The organism is Pseudomonas sp. B40(2017), from assembly GCF_002112855.1.
In the GTDB taxonomy this organism is placed as follows: Bacteria; Pseudomonadota; Gammaproteobacteria; order Pseudomonadales; family Pseudomonadaceae; genus Aquipseudomonas; species Aquipseudomonas pharyngis.
Genome location: NZ_NEIT01000004.1, coordinates 591,539 through 604,486, shown reverse-complemented (window position 1 = coordinate 604,486; position 12,948 = coordinate 591,539). Strand labels below are relative to the sequence as shown.

The 12,948-nt window shown below is 62.7% G+C and carries 13 protein-coding genes; 5 read left to right on the top strand and 8 right to left on the bottom strand.

Translation table 11 applies throughout. The features are described 5' to 3' along the window. Positions 1–15: 15 nt before the first annotated feature. A complete protein-coding gene (greB, locus tag CAF76_RS13530) occupies positions 16–513 on the top strand; it encodes a transcription elongation factor GreB (RefSeq protein ID WP_039770483.1) in 498 nt (165 codons plus the stop codon). Positions 514–516: 3 nt separating this feature from the next. Here greB and CAF76_RS13525 read toward each other — a convergent pair whose 3' ends face one another. The 3 genes from CAF76_RS13525 to CAF76_RS13515 all read right to left on the bottom strand — a co-directional run bounded on the left by CAF76_RS13525 (position 517) and on the right by CAF76_RS13515 (position 3,039). After that, on the bottom strand, positions 517–825 hold the full coding sequence (locus CAF76_RS13525; protein ID WP_011335317.1) for a hypothetical protein: 309 nt from the start codon (positions 823–825) through the stop codon (positions 517–519). Between the two features lie 250 nt (positions 826–1,075). Beyond that, the gene (locus CAF76_RS13520; RefSeq protein ID WP_007950955.1) at positions 1,076–1,510 is read right to left on the bottom strand and encodes a DoxX family protein; all 435 of its coding nucleotides are present in this window, start codon (positions 1,508–1,510) and stop codon (positions 1,076–1,078) included. A 107-nt stretch (positions 1,511–1,617) separates the two neighbouring features. Beyond that, the gene (locus CAF76_RS13515) at positions 1,618–3,039 is read right to left on the bottom strand and encodes a transglycosylase SLT domain-containing protein (protein ID WP_064598358.1); all 1,422 of its coding nucleotides are present in this window, start codon (positions 3,037–3,039) and stop codon (positions 1,618–1,620) included. 236 nt (positions 3,040–3,275) lie between these two features. Between CAF76_RS13515 and CAF76_RS13510 the strand changes: the two genes are divergently transcribed. The 3 genes from CAF76_RS13510 (at position 3,276) to CAF76_RS13500 (ending at position 6,250) form a co-directional block, all read left to right on the top strand. Beyond that, positions 3,276–4,082 carry a TatD family hydrolase gene (locus tag CAF76_RS13510; protein WP_064598360.1) on the top strand — a complete coding sequence of 269 codons (807 nt, stop codon included), beginning with the start codon at positions 3,276–3,278 and terminating at the stop codon, positions 4,080–4,082. A 108-nt stretch (positions 4,083–4,190) separates the two neighbouring features. Then, entirely contained in the window at positions 4,191–5,672 is a 1,482-nt protein-coding gene (locus tag CAF76_RS13505; RefSeq protein WP_085647558.1) for a methyl-accepting chemotaxis protein, read from the top strand. Between the two features lie 212 nt (positions 5,673–5,884). Next, on the top strand, positions 5,885–6,250 hold the full coding sequence (locus tag CAF76_RS13500) for an Mpo1-like protein (protein WP_085612198.1): 366 nt from the start codon (positions 5,885–5,887) through the stop codon (positions 6,248–6,250). A 1-nt stretch (position 6,251) separates the two neighbouring features. Here CAF76_RS13500 and CAF76_RS13495 read toward each other — a convergent pair whose 3' ends face one another. The 3 genes from CAF76_RS13495 to CAF76_RS13485 all read right to left on the bottom strand — a co-directional run bounded on the left by CAF76_RS13495 (position 6,252) and on the right by CAF76_RS13485 (position 8,291). After that, positions 6,252–7,046, bottom strand: coding sequence for an acyl-CoA thioesterase II (locus CAF76_RS13495; RefSeq protein WP_085647557.1), 795 nt, complete (start codon positions 7,044–7,046; stop codon positions 6,252–6,254). A 121-nt stretch (positions 7,047–7,167) separates the two neighbouring features. Further along, complete coding sequence (locus CAF76_RS13490; RefSeq protein WP_085647556.1) at positions 7,168–7,935, bottom strand: CHAD domain-containing protein; 768 nt, start codon at positions 7,933–7,935, stop codon at positions 7,168–7,170. A 77-nt stretch (positions 7,936–8,012) separates the two neighbouring features. Then, the gene (locus tag CAF76_RS13485; RefSeq protein WP_007950948.1) at positions 8,013–8,291 is read right to left on the bottom strand and encodes a hypothetical protein; all 279 of its coding nucleotides are present in this window, start codon (positions 8,289–8,291) and stop codon (positions 8,013–8,015) included. Positions 8,292–8,508: 217 nt separating this feature from the next. Between CAF76_RS13485 and CAF76_RS13480 the strand changes: the two genes are divergently transcribed. Continuing rightward, positions 8,509–9,546, top strand: coding sequence for a patatin-like phospholipase family protein (locus CAF76_RS13480; RefSeq protein ID WP_085647555.1), 1,038 nt, complete (start codon positions 8,509–8,511; stop codon positions 9,544–9,546). Here CAF76_RS13480 and CAF76_RS13475 read toward each other — a convergent pair. Together CAF76_RS13475 and CAF76_RS13470 are read right to left on the bottom strand one after the other, a co-directional pair. Then, positions 9,543–10,241, bottom strand: a complete 699-nt coding sequence (locus tag CAF76_RS13475) for a response regulator (RefSeq protein ID WP_085647554.1) — start codon at positions 10,239–10,241, stop codon at positions 9,543–9,545. The two genes, CAF76_RS13480 and CAF76_RS13475, sit on opposite strands and share 4 nt — an antisense overlap. Before the next feature lie 48 nt (positions 10,242–10,289). Further along, positions 10,290–12,941, bottom strand: a complete 2,652-nt coding sequence (locus CAF76_RS13470) for a sensor histidine kinase KdpD (RefSeq protein WP_085647553.1) — start codon at positions 12,939–12,941, stop codon at positions 10,290–10,292. Positions 12,942–12,948 lie beyond the last annotated feature (7 nt).

Below are 12,948 nucleotides of genomic sequence, written 5' to 3'. Positions count from 1 at the left end.
TCAAAAGAAGTTGCCATGAGCCGTTATCGCCCTCCCCGCACCGCCGGCACCGCGCTGATCACCCCCGAGGGTGAAGCGCGGATGCGCGCCGAATTCCATGAGCTGTGGCATGTGCGCCGACCGCAGGTGACGCAGTCGGTCAGCGAAGCGGCGGCTCAGGGTGATCGTTCGGAAAATGCCGAGTACACCTATGGCAAGAAAATGCTGCGCGAGATCGACAGCCGCGTGCGCTTTCTCACCAAACGCCTTGAGGCGTTGAAAGTGGTCAGCGAAAAACCCAGTGATCCGAACAAGGTCTACTTCGGCGCGTGGGTGACCATCGAAGACGAAGACGGCAAACAGTCGCGCTATCGCATCGTCGGCCCGGACGAGCTGGACCTGAAACTCGGCCTGATCAGCATCGACTCACCGCTGGCCCGCGCCTTGATCGGCAAGGCGCTGGATGCCGAAGTTCGGGTACAGACGCCGACCGGCGAACAGTTCGTCTACATCGTGGCGATCGAATATCCCTGACGCTCAGCGCCGGGTGATCAGGCCCTGGCGTGCGACGCGGGTCAATTGGCGAATCATTTCCGGCGCCTCTTCACGGCTCGGGGCCTGAATGACGGCCAGATCGAAACTGTCATCGGCAAAACGCGCCAGCGACTCACCGTCTTCAACGAACTGGATCAGGAATGCGGCAGGACCGCCGCTGCGACGTGGCCAGCCATCGAGATAACGCAACAGCGTCGGCTGATGTTTGCCGCCAAGCAGGATTTTCGGATTGCGCTGGGTGATATGTGCCGTGATCGGCGCGGGACGTGCTGGAGGGCGTAGTGCATTCATCGTGTCGTGTCTCTGCCTCAAAAGTCTGCATGGCAGGTGAGAGGCAACACCGAACCAGCGCTTTAGCGGTATTTCGAAGCCCTGTTCCGGCTTCTGACGGCAACTGAAGAATAGTCACCTGGCGCCCCGCAAGTAGCTGTTTAAATCGGCGCATGGGCGGCATCCTAGAGAACGTGACCGGCCAGTGTCAAGAATCAGCCGCAACAAAAAAGGCCCGCAGAATGCGGGCCTTTTGCTTGAGCCAGAGCGGTCAACCGGCGATGGCGCGATCCACCGAGAGCTTGCCGGCGCCTTCGATCAGTACTGCCAGACTGCCGCCAAGCAGAGCCAGGGCGAACTCGTAACCGTTGTTGGCCATGAACAGACCGTTGCTGATGTGTACGGTGAAGATCGCCACCAACGACAGGAAGGTCAGACCCAGCGCCGCCGGGCGAACCAGCAGGCCGATGATCAGCGCCAGACCGGCGAAGAACTCGGTACCGCCGGCCAGAGTGGCCATCAGGTAACCCGGGGTCAGGCCGATGCTTTCCATGTATTGCGCGGTGCCTGCCAGACCGTAGCCACCGAACAGACCGAAGAGTTTCTGCGAGCCGTGGGCTGCGAAGATCACGCCGACGGCAATGCGCAGAATGGTCAGACCGTAGCCGGCGCGGGTGAACAGAACCTTGTTGATCAGAGAGCTCATGTTGCGTTTCCTTGTTGTCAGAAGTGCTTGTTGGTTGGCCGCTATATTAATCAGTTATTTTCATGTTAAAAGCGCAAAAATTCCGCCATAACAATCAATTTATTTGATCATTTTCGTGAGACAACTTTCTGCCCCCCGGGCTCCAACGACTCCCGCTCCCGGTCGAACGCCAAGTAATACTTGTTCACGCTATTAACATAGCTGACGGCGCCCATTCCCACCTGCTCCATGGCAATGCGCTCGACCTGGAAGAACCACTGGTTTGGATTCAGGCCGCGACGCCGCGCCTCGGCACGCATGCCTTGCACCCGTTCCGGACCAATGTTGTAGGCCGCCAGGGTGAACGCCATGCGCTCGCGCTCATTGAGTTTCGGACTGTTGAAGAACTTGCGGCGGATCATCGCCAGGTACTTGGCCCCGGCCTGCACATTCGCATCGAGATTCTGGATGTTGTTGACGCCAACCCGCTGTGCCGCCGACGGGGTGATCTGCATCAGCCCGGTCGGCCCGCTGCCGCTGCGCGCGTTGGGCTGCAGCGCCGATTCCTTGAAGGCCAGCGCCGCCAGGTTGAGCCAGTCCATGTTTTGCGCTTCGGCGTGCTTCTGCAGGGTCGGACGCAATTTTTCCAGGCGCTGGCGATCGGCCTTGGCCAACGGATAGTGCACTTGATAGAGACGGCGGTAGATCCGCAGGAATGCCGCATCTTCGTTAGACGGTTTTTTGTAGCCGGTCAGGAAGCGGTCGATGCTGGCCCGCAACATCGAGGCATCACGGCGCACGAACCAGTATTCCTCGCCCGGTTCGCTGATCATCACCTGACGGTCGAAACGCAGCTTGGGCAGGATCTTGCCCCAACGCTCGGCAATCGGTTGTTCGACGATGGTCAGGTGGAAAATCCCGCCCTGGACCATTTCCAGCACATCCTCGACCGCCAGCGTCGGATCGACCCATTCGATCTTGATCGGCGCCAGTTTGTGCAGCGCCAGTTTCTGGTTGAGCTGGCTGACCGCCTCCCCCGCCGCACTGCCGGTGGGCAGCGCCAGGGTTTTGCCGGCCAGTTGTTCAACCTTGGTGTAGCGCTTTTCACCCTTGATGCCGACCAGCACCAGCGGCACGTTGCTGGCAATCGGCTCGCTGCTGGCGACTGCGTGGCCCGGTTGCAACTCGAGCAGTTCGCCCGGCGCCACCAGATCGCCTTCGCCACGCTGCAACGCGCCGAGCAATTGATCCTTGGCTTTGGGAATGATCTTGAGGGTGATTTCCTGGCCATCGCGGGCGTGGCCATTGAGGTATTGCTCGAAGGCGCGCAGCCGGTGGTATTCGATGCCGATCGCCTGGCCCTGGACTTCGCCGGAGCTGTTGCGGCTCTGGTTGACCAGCACCCGCAAGACGCGGCTGCTGCGGATTTCGGTGAGGTCGCGAACCTTGGCGGCCGGCACGGCTTGCAGCGGCCCGGGCAGCCGCGCGACCGCCGTCATCGGCAACAGCAGCGAACCACACAGCAGGAGCAAAACCGAGGGACGAACCATCCACTCTCCGGAAAGAATACGGGGCGTTTTCACCGCTGAGCGGTCGTAAAACACCGACGAAAACAGAGCGCCTGGAGCGCTGATAAAGTGCGAGAGACTGGCACAGTGATGGCAATTCTGCCAACCCGGCCTGCTACGCGGCCTCAACAGACAGCCATAAGCCGTTGTAGTTCTTGGCTTTTCTTATAAATCTACAGCTCTGATATGCTTTCCGGCCTTCGGCCCGAGGTAGCACCATGCAACTCATCGATATCGGCGTCAACCTGACCAACCCCAGTTTCGCCGACAAACACCAGGCCGTGCTCGACCGCGCCTACGCTGCCGGGGTCTGCCAACTGGTGCTGACCGGCACCAGTGTCGAGGGCAGCGAACAGGCGCTGGAGCTCTGCCAGCAACTGGATCCGGACGGCCAGCGACTGTTTGCCACCGCCGGCATTCACCCGCATTCGGCCAGCGACTGGAACGCCGACAGCGCACGGCGTCTGCGCAGCCTGCTGCAGGAATCGAACGTAATGGCGGTGGGTGAATGCGGACTGGATTTCAACCGCGATTTCTCGCCGCGCCCGCAGCAGGAAAAAGTCCTCGAAGAACATCTGGCCCTGGCTGCCGAACTGCAATTGCCGGTATTTCTGCATGAGCGTGATGCGAGCCAGCGCCTGCTGGAAATCCTCCGTGACTTCCGCGACCGATTGCCTGCCGCCGTGGTGCATTGCTTCACCGGCGAGCAGAAAGCCTTGTTCAGCTACCTCGATCTGGACCTGCACATCGGCATCACCGGCTGGATCTGTGACGAGCGTCGCGGCACCCATTTGCATCCGTTGGTGAAGGAGATCAAACGCGGTCGCCTGATGCTGGAAAGCGATGCGCCGTATCTGCTGCCACGCACACTGCGGCCAAAGCCGAAGAACGGGCGCAACGAGCCGGCGTACCTGACCGAAGTGTTACGTGAGGTCGCGTTGCATCGAGGCGAAACCGAAGCAGACCTGGCGGCCCACACCACCGCCTGCGCGCGGGCGTTCTACGGTTTACCTACCCTGCCCTGAAAGAGGCAGATGCATCGGTTGTTGATGCATATCAAGAACCGGGCACCTGGGTAGCGGCACAATAATGGCACCTTGCCAAAACTGTTTCCGCTATCAGAGAAGACCTCCATGGGTGCCTGGCTTAGCAATATCTCGCTGAAATACAAATTCTGGGCGGTCAACGCGGTCGCCTTTGTCACCACCCTGTTGCTGGTGCTGTACGCCGTGCAGCTCGAACAACAGGCCCGCAGCCACGCCGCGCAAACCTCGGCCCAGGCCCAGGCGCAATTGCTAAAGGCCTGGCCGGCCGGGCAGGCGCTGCCCAAATCCGATCAGGTACTGACCTTCAAACGCGGTGAAGCGCCGCGCCTCAACGATCAACCGCTGCTGGAGATCACCGACAGCAACGGCTGGATCGAGATCAGTCACTTGCCGTTGTTCGGTGAAAACCCGCTGCTCGGCGCGGAGGTCTTCAGCCGTGCCGATGGCCAGCAGGTCGCCGTGATCGCCTACGCCCCCAGCCTCAGCCAGGTGTTCAGTGAGCGTTTCGCCAACTATGCGGTGGCAGTATTCATCCTGATGCTGGCGATGCTCGGTGCCTCGCAGTTGCTGATCCGTTTCCTGCTCAGCCAGCTCAACACCCTCAAGGACGTGATGCTGCACGTGGAGAAAACCGGCGACCTCGCCGCCCGGGTGCCGCTGGCCTGCAAGGACGAAGTCGGGCAGATGGCCAATGCGTTCAATGCGATGCAGGCCGGTTATCAGCGCGTGGTGACCACCGTGGCCAACACTGCGCGGCAACTGGACGTCGGCGCCGCGCGACTGGCGTCGAGCATGAACGAGGTGCGTCACGGCATGCTCGGCCAGCAGAGCGAAACCGATCAGGCCGCCACGGCGATCAACGAAATGACCGCCACCGTCTACCACATCGCCCAGCATGCCGGCGCCACACGCGACCTGTCGCAGACCGCCGATGGCCTGGCCGGCAGCGGCCAGCAAGTGGTGACCCGCGTCCAGCATTCGATTGCCGGTCTGTCCAGCGGCGTGCAGCAGACTGCCGAGATGATCCAGCGCCTGGCCGAGGACAGCCAGAAGATCAACGGCGTGGTCAGCGTGATCCACAGCATCGCCGAACAGACCAATCTGCTCGCACTTAACGCCGCGATCGAAGCGGCGCGTGCCGGGGAAATGGGTCGCGGGTTTGCGGTGGTGGCCGATGAAGTGCGCAACCTCGCCAAACGCGTGCAGACCTCCACCGATGAGATCACCACCATGGTCTCGGCGTTGCAGGCCGGCACCCGCGATGCGGTGGACTTCATGCAGGAGAGTTCGTACAAGGCCGACGACTGCGTGCAGCAGGCGCAAGAGGCGGGAGAAGCACTGGCGGAAATCACCGGGGCGGTGGCGCAGATGCGTGAGAGCAACACGCAGATTGCGGTGGCGGCGGAGCAGCAGAGCCAGGTGGCCGAAGAGATGAACCGCGCGGTAGTGAGCATTCGTGATGTGACCGAAAACACCGTGCAACAGACCGTGGATTCGGCGACCACCAGTAACGAGTTAGCGACGCTGGCCGGGGAACTCAACAAGGCGATTGGGCAGTTGAAACTTTAAGGGCCTCATCGCGGGCAAGCCCGCTCCCACAGTAGACTCAGCGGCGTTCACAATCCCGTGTGGGAGCGGGCTTGCCCGCGATGGCGTCAGCAGAAACAGCATCAAATAAGACCATTGTCCCTATCACTTCAATAGCCAACCTTGATTCGCCGCCCTCGCTACCCGGGCCTATTCTTCAACCATGTACCAAACATGGATCGAGGAGCAGCAACATGGGCAAACGTCACCCCAACCTTCCCGCGTGGCAATGGCGCGCGTACCCGAACAACCATCAGCACCCGACCAATCTGGTGCTGCATCTGATTGCCGTGCCGCTGTTCATCGTCGCGTTTCTGTTGATCGTCTCGGGTGTGTTCAGCCTGAGTCTGGCCAGCGTGGCGATCGGCGTGATCGGCGTCATCGCGGCGCTGGGTCTGCAGCGCCATGGTCACAGCCTGGAGGCGCAAGCCTCCGAGCCGTTCAGTGATCGCAAGGACGCCGTTTCGCGGCTGCTGGTCGAGCAGTTCCTGACGTTTCCGCGGTTCTTCCTCAGTGGCGGCTGGTTTCGCGCCTGGCGTGAACGCCATCGCCGCCATTGAGTCAGGCGAAGATCGTCACCGTCTGCCGACTCATGGCAATCAGTTCACCCTTCGCGCTCCACAGCTTGGCGGCGACGTGACCGTAACCGTCAGCCGCATACTCGATGTCCGCCAGGTATTGGCAAAAATCCAGCGTACTCAAATCCCGTAACGGCTGAACGAATTCGATGGTCCAGGTCAGGGTGCTGCCCGGTGCCGGTTTCTTCAGGTACGGCAACAGCGCGGGTGGCCAGGCATCGACCAGCGCCAACAGGTGCGCTTCGTTGACCGGTTCTTCCTTCACATCCCCGCGCAAGCGCACCCAGCCGCCCATCAGCCGCGATTGAGTGCCGGTGAACGGCATGCCGCCGACACTCCAGCGCATCGCCAGATGACGCATGAACTCGGGGGTTACGCCTTTGATGTACGGCAGTTCCTGACAGTCGTCCCAGTGCTTCATCTCCGGCGCGGGATAGGCTTCAACCGCCACTTCCGATGGACGCGAGGCCCCGAAGCTGCCTTGCACCATCGTCACTACCTGGCCGTTCTGCACCGCACGCCCCAGCACCTGGCTGACCGCTTTGCCTTCGCGCAGCACCTCGACTTCAAAGCTCACCGGCACTTCGGGCTCAACCGGGCCGACAAAGGTGATCGCCAGCGAACGCACCGGTCGATCGGCCGACACTTTAGTGCGCATCACTTCAAATTGCAGCGCGGCCACCAAGCCGCCAAAGCTGGCCCGGCCCTGGCCCCACTCCGCCGGAATCGTGACCTCCGGTTGACGACGGACAGCATCGATCAGATCGCAAAAGCGCATGGAAACCTCGGACACGAAAAAGGGAATGACTGGATCTTAACCAGCGCCGCAGAGCGGCGCAGCGTCCATTCCGGTCAAAGAGACTGACAGATAAGACAGCGGTGCTGCGCGCCAGCGGGTTTCAGGACTTGAAGCAGGCCGCGCTGAGCTTATCCAGCACCCGGTCGGCCTTGATTTCGGCCTTGGCCATGGTCGCCTGCCAGGTGGCGACGCAGGGTTGCAGATCCAGCTCCAGCTCGGCGCGGGCCAGCCATTGCCAGCAATCGTGCCAGTCACCAAGTGCGCCTTGTGCGGATTTCAAACGGGACAATGCGGCTTCCGGCAGACGATCCAGTTCCGGGTAGGCCTCGATGCCGTAACGCACGCGCTTGATCAGCAGGCGCAGGCGATGACGGTCGTGGGCCGGATCGTGCAGCGCCACGTCGAGGTTCTTCCATTGTTTGCCCAGACGTTTTTCAATGCGCTTGTCCAGGCGCTTGAGCAATCCCTGGCGCTGGGACGCGCGCAGGAAACGCGGAAAGGCATCGAGGATCATCAGCAGCGACGCCACTTCGGCGCTGGCCGCCAGCGTCGGGTACGCCTCGGCCATCTGCACCATTCGGCGCTGTGCAGCTTCCGGCTGATCATGTTTGATCAGCCAGGCCGCCAGCACCTCGCGGTCGCGCCACGGCGTGGTCAGTTGCCCGACGCTGGCCGCCGCGCTTTCCAGCTGTTCGACACCTGGCAAGCCGCGCAACGGTCGCAACAGACTGCGCAAGCGCCGTACGGTGGTGCGCAGGTCGTGCAGCGCTTCAGGGTCGGTCCGCGCGGTCAGACGCGCCTGACAGGCCAGCAGCCGCACTTCGAGGCTCAGGACATGAGCCACCAGCCGATCAACCAACGCAGACATCGCTTGCTCCTGAATTCAATGACTTTGCACGAGTGTGCGCCAGCGCAAGCGACCTGCCCTTGCGCTACGTCAGCAGCTTAGCGCCCGGCGCGGGACTCGCGAATGTAGAAACGTGCTTTTTCGGCTTTCTTGGTGCAGCCTTCGAAGCCCTCGAATTGCTGCTGGGTTTTGGCGGCTGTCAGCAAAGACAACGCCTTGGAGTAACTGACCGTGCCGGCGAAACCCTCGGCCTTGGCCAGATCCAGTTCATGCCACGCCGCGTCGAGCTGGCTGCCGCAGCTGTCACGATAAGCGGTCTTGCCGGCGCAACCGGCCAATGCCAGCGCCATCAACGGCACACAGATCCAGGCTTTCATCACTCACACCTCAGAGATAGGTCAACAGTCGTGCAGGTAAGACGGTGCGCCAGCGAAAAAGTGCCTTGTGTCCCGCATTTGCACCGCTCTGCAAAAGATAACGCCAACGGGTCATGAAGTATCGAAAAAACGACGCCATTGCCGCCCCGAGCGACCCCGGCGATTGAAGCCCGGCCCTCGATGGGTGCATTGTGCAACCTTGTCGGGAGGAAGTTTGATGAAAAAGCGTGTCGCACTGGTGCTGGGCTCCGGTGGCGCCCGGGGCTATGCCCATATCGGGGTCATTGAAGAGATCGAACGACGGGGCTATGACATCAGTTGTATTGCCGGCTGTTCCATGGGGGCCGTGGTCGGCGGGATCTACGCCGCCGGCAAGCTCGACGAGTACCGCAACTGGATCGAAAGCTTGGATTACCTCGACGTGCTGCGCCTGGTGGACGTCAGCTTTCGTCTCGGTGCGATCCGCGGCGAAAAAGTCTTCGGCCAGATCCGCAAGATTGTCGGCGAGATCAACATCGAAGATCTGCGCATTCCCTACACGGCGGTGGCCGCCGACCTCACCAACCAACAGGAAATCTGGTTTCAGGAAGGCTGCCTGCATCAGGCCATGCGCGCCTCGGCAGCGATTCCCAGCCTGTTCACTCCGGTGATGCAGGGCAACCGGATGCTGGTGGACGGCGGCATTCTCAACCCGTTGCCGATCGTGCCGGTGGTGTCGAGCCATTGCGACCTGATCATCGCAGTCAATCTCAACTCGACCAACCAGCGCCATTACAAACTGCCGGTGATCCAGCGGCCCGCCGCGTTCCGTACGCGCTTCGACAGCCTGATCAGTTCGCTCGGCTCGAAGATGCCGTTCCGCCGCAAACAGGCCGAGCAATTGCTGATGCTGGAACAGGAAGCGCTGCGTGCCGAGGCGGCGGACATCAATCCTTGGGTCGAAGGCGCGGAGCCGGAAGCCCAGCAACCGGCCGCCGCACCGGAACGCGATGGCGCACCGAAATCCGCCACCGGATCGTTCATCGTCGATAACGTCGGGCCGGCTTCATTGCTCGATCTGATCAACCAGAGTTTCGAGGTGATGCAGACCTCGCTGGCGCAGTACAAGATCGCCGGGTATCCGCCGGACATCCTGATCAACGTGCCGAAGCGGGTATGCCGGTTCTTCGAGTTCTACAAGGCGCCCGAATTGATCGCGCTGGGCCGGGAGATTGCCCGGGATACGCTGGATCGCTACGAGAGCGAGCAGAACTAAAGGCCGCTCTCGCTCAACAACCGATAACCGACACCCGCCTCGGTCACGATAAAGCGTGGCCGGGTCGGATCGTCTGCCAGCTTCTGCCGCAGATGCCCGACCACGATCCGCAGGTAGTGGCTATCCTCGGTGTGAGTCGGGCCCCAGATGTCCTTGAGCAATTGCTGCTGGGTGATTACCCGCCCCGGATGCCGCGCCAGTTGCGCCAGCACCGCGTACTCCTTGCGGGTCAGGGCGACTTCGACGCCGTCGAGCAACACCCGGCGATACGCCAGGTCCACGGTCAGCGGGCCGAAATTCAACGCGGCTTGCTGCGCTTCGCCGGCCGGTGCCTGACGCAGCAACGCGCGCACCCGGGCGAGAAACTCTTGAATGCCGAACGGCTTGGTCACGTAGTCATTGGCGCCGCCATCCAGCGCCTGGACCTTCTGCCCTTCGCTGGCGCGCACCGACAGCACCAGCACCGGCGCCGTGGCCCATTCGCGAAACTCGCGCAGTACCTGCTGGCCGTCCATGTCCGGCAGGCCGAGGTCGAGCACCAGCAAGTCCGGTTTATTCAGCGCCGCCTGGGCCAGGCCCTCGGCGCCGGTGCCTGCCTCCAGCACTTTGTAGCCCTGGGAAGCGAGGCTGATACGCAGGAACTTGCGGATCTGCGGTTCGTCATCGATGACCAAAATGGTCGCGGTCTGGCTCATGAATTCACATCAACACAAAAGAGTGGCAAGAGAGTAGCGCAGCGCGGATCAGGCTTCACCGTCCATCCCCGGTTGCGTCTGCAACGGCAGGTGCAAGGTGATACAGGTGCCGCGCCCGTCGATGCCGTCGCCGACACTGATCCGCCCGCCATGGGCGCCGACCATGCCCTGACAGATCGCCAACCCGAGGCCAGTGCCCTGCCCGCCCCGATCACCCCGGGCGGCGGTGTAGAACATGTCGAAAATCTTCGCCCGCTCATCAACCGGAATCCCCGGCCCTTCATCGCTGACCGAGAAAAACACTTCGCTGTCATCCGCCCCGGCGCGCAGTTGCAAACGGCCGTGGGATGGCGAGAATCGGGCGGCGTTTTCCAGCACGTTGACCAGCGCCTGCTCGATCAACGCGGCATGCACGTACAACAGCGGCAACTCGGCCGGTACATCGGTGCTCACTTGCAACGACGACAACACCGCCCGCAGACGATTGAGCGCACTGCCGACGATGTCCGCCGGCAACACCCAGTCCCGAGCCAGCTTCAGGGCGCCGTGGCCGAGACGGGTCATGTCCAGCAGGTTCTGGATGTAGCGGTCGAGACGTTCGGCTTCATCGCGGGTGCCTTCCAGCAGCTCGCGGCGATCCTCCAGCGGGATCGCTTCGCCGAGCGCCAGCAGGCTGTCGATGCTGCCACGCATCGAAGTCAGCGGCGTGCGCAGATCGTGGGACACCGAGGCCAGCAAGGCGCTGCGCAGTTGTTCGGTTTCGCCGTGCAGGCGCGCGGCTTCCAGGTCATCGGCCAGTTGCGCCCGGGCCAGTGCCTGCGCCAGCGGCTGACTCAATGCGGTCAGCAAACGCCGGCGTTGGCCGCTCAAGGTCTGGCCTTCTTTGGCGCATACACCGAGCAGCGCCAGCGGCCCGTCTTCCACCGACAGTGGCCACCACCACCAGCGCCCGAACGGCAACGTGCCGGTGCCCATGCCCGCCGGTTGATCGTGTTGCCAGGCCCAGTCGGCGGCGGCGCGCTCGGATTCAGTGAATTGCAGCGGCCCGCCGGTTTCGACTTTCCAGCCGCCCTGCCCGTCGCGATTGAGCAGGCACAGCTGCAGATCGCTCCAGCCATTGAGGTGTTGGGCTGCGGCGCTGACCACGGCCTGACGGTCGGTGGCGGCGGTGAGTTTGCGCGACAGGTCGAGCAGTTCAGTGGTCTCTTCCTGGGTATCGCGCAGCGCCTGCAATTGCCGCCGCTGACGCGCCGCGAGATTGCCGGTGAGCGCCGCCATCAGCAGGAAGAACAGCAAGGTCAGCACGTCTTCTTCGCGCTGGATGCTGAAGGAGAAATTCGGCGGGATGAACAGAAAGTCATAGGTCAGAAACGACAGCGCCGCACAGGCCAGCGCCGGGCCGAGACTGCTGCGCACCGCCACCAGAAGCACCGCCGCAAGAAACACCAGCGAGATATTCGGCAACGGCAGCACGCTGGAGACCGCCCACGCCAGTGCACTGGCCAACAGCGTCGCGTCCAGCGCCAGCGCGTAGTCGAACCACACCAGCGTCGGCGCGACACGCGGGCGCGGTTGATGCTGTTCCTGATCACTGTCCAGCACGTTGATTTCCAGACCATGGGCCTGACGCAGCAAACGCGCCGCCAGCCCACCACCGAACAGACGCCTGCGCAGGCGCGGCCGCGACTGACCAACCAGCACCAGACTCGCCCGCCGTTCCGCCGCATGCTGGATCAGGGTTTTCGCCACTTCGCCGGCCCGCAGCAGCACCACTTCGCCGCCGAGGCGTTCGGCCAGTTGCTGGGCGCTTTGCAGGCGCAGGCGCGATTGCTCGTCACGCACACTGCCGTTGTCGACGTGCACCAGACTCCACGGCAAATGCCGACGCTGGGCAACCCGACTGGCATGACGCACCAGCCGTTCGGCCTGGGCATCGCCATCGACGCCGACCAGCAAGCGCCCGCGCACCGCTGGCGCGGCCTGGCCAAGCTGACGATAGCCCTGAGCGAGATCGTTATCGACTTGCGCGGCAGCGGTCTGCATCGCCAGTTCGCGCAGCGCGGTGAGGTTGGTCTGGGTAAAAAATGCATCGATCGCGGCGCGTGCCTGCTCCGGCACGTAGACCTTGCCTTCGCGCAGGCGCTCGAGCAGTTCGCGGGGCGGCAGGTCGATCAGCAGCAGTTCGTAGGCCTCTTGCAGCACCCAGTCCGGCAGGGTTTCGCGCACCTGCACGCCGGTGATGCCGCGCACCTGATCGTTGAGACTTTCCAGGTGCTGGACGTTGACCGTGGTGTACACGTCGATGCCGGCGGCGAGCAGTTCCTGAATGTCCTGCCAGCGTTTGGCGTGGCGGCTGCCGGGGGCGTTGCTGTGGGCGAGTTCATCCACCAGCACAAGCTTCGGCTTGGCCGCGAGCAGACCGTCGAGGTCCATTTCTTCGAGCGTCACGCCGCGGTATTCCGAGCGCACCAGCGGCAGTTGCGGCAAGCCGCCAAGCAGCGCTTCGGTTTCGGCGCGGCCGTGGGTTTCGACCACGCCGGCAATGACTTTCACCCCTTGGCGCAACTGGGTATGGGCCGCCTGCAGCATTGCGTAAGTCTTGCCTACACCCGGCGCGGCGCCGAGGAAAACCTTGAGCCGGCCGCGTCCGTCGCGGGGCAAGTCTGCTAACAGCGCGTCGGCGCGGCCGGAGTCACTCATGCTTGAA